Origin of the sequence: Mesorhizobium delmotii (genome assembly GCF_900149755.1) — a bacterium.
Lineage (GTDB): Bacteria > Pseudomonadota > Alphaproteobacteria > Rhizobiales > Rhizobiaceae > Mesorhizobium > Mesorhizobium delmotii.
On the sequence record NZ_FUIG01000091.1, the window covers coordinates 1 to 281 of the forward strand.

Sequence of the window (281 nt, forward strand, 5' to 3'; positions counted from 1 at the left end):
GCCGGACGAGTGGTTCGAGAAGCCTGAAGTCTTCATGCACAAGAGCTACGACGACAAGAAGGCGATGATCGAGGAACTGCGCGGCCCGTTCTCGATGGACATGGTCATGCAGGAGGTCAACCGCTACGCCGACTCGGAGTTCCGCTACTCCGATAAGTCCGACGACGCGGCGGTGACCAAGATGATCCGCGACACCCGCCTGCGCGACCGCGCGGTGCGCGAGATCGAGGAGTTGAAGAAGAAGGGCCTGTGGAATGCGTGAGGTTCTTCCTTCTCCCCGT

General features: G+C 60.9%; 1 pseudogene. It reads left to right on the forward strand.

Features of this window, described 5'->3' with window-relative positions:
• Positions 1-262, forward strand: a pseudogene (locus BQ8482_RS34440) (AAA family ATPase); the annotation flags it as partial.
• Between the last annotated feature and the right edge of the window lie 19 nt (positions 263-281).